Here is a 991-nt window from a genome sequence, read left to right as displayed (position 1 = left end):
TAAATTCAAATTTTTGGATGAGTTAAGTATGCATTTAAAACATAAGATGAATAAAGAAGACCATTGACAATTACATTGTTTATTCAGGCTATCTTAAAAGGGATTAAATCGTGAGGTTTAATCCCTTTTTTAGGGAAAACAAATGTTAAATTTTATCGGTATTACGATATGTATAGGGAAAGAGTATGGTAATGATTGGAGAGATTTGTCACACGAAAGTCAAACTTAGGGAGGGGCTTTTCATAAACAAGAAATGATATAGCCCCCTCTCTTTTTAAAATCATTTTATTATGCCGACAAACATTATTACCACCGATGATCTTAGGGATTTCAAAATGGAATTGCTCGATGATATTAAAAATCTTCTTAGCCAGCAATCTTCAGGAACCATTAAAAAATATTTGAAATCTTCTGAAGTGATGGATCTCCTTCAAGTAAGTCCAGGTACTTTACAAAACCTTCGTATCAATGGAACCTTGCCCTACACCAAGATTGGAGGGATTATTTTTTACGATGCGGAAGATATTCAACACGTGATGGATAAAAACCGTATTCACCATAAAATGGATTTGTAGAGATGAATTATATCAAACTCCTCAATGCGGCATTTGAAAAATTCTATTTTGATGACCGGTTGAACCCAACACATATCAGCTTGTACATGGCTTTGTTTCAAGAGTGGAACAGTAACCGGTTTTTACGTGAATTTTACGTGAACCGTCGCGATTTGATGCGGGCCTCAAAAATTGGTTCTAAATCCACCTATCACCGTTGTATTAGGGATTTGGATGGATGGAATTACCTTACCTATTGCCCCTCTAATAATCCTTATAAAGGAAGTAAAATAAAGATGGCCTCTTTAGGGATAAGTAGGGAACGGGTTTCGGGACACTACGATCCCGAATTAGAACAATTAGCGGAACACTACCATCCCATACGTGAACCAATTGAGGGACAGCAGCATCTCAAAAATGAACAGGTTTTACACTCG

The 991-nt window shown here is 36.3% G+C and carries 1 protein-coding gene and 1 pseudogene; both read left to right on the top strand.

Translation table 11 applies throughout. The features are described from left to right. Window positions 1-290 precede the first annotated feature (290 nt). Window positions 291-575, top strand: coding sequence for a helix-turn-helix domain-containing protein (locus FT986_RS11300; RefSeq protein WP_111540366.1), 285 nt, complete (start codon window positions 291-293; stop codon window positions 573-575). A gap of 2 nt (window positions 576-577) precedes the next feature. Beyond that, window positions 578-991, top strand: a pseudogene (locus FT986_RS11295) (hypothetical protein); the annotation flags it as partial.

This window comes from Mesonia sp. K4-1 (genome assembly GCF_008017825.1).
GTDB lineage: Bacteria > Bacteroidota > Bacteroidia > Flavobacteriales > Flavobacteriaceae > Mesonia.
This window is presented reverse-complemented; position numbering and strand designations above follow the sequence as displayed.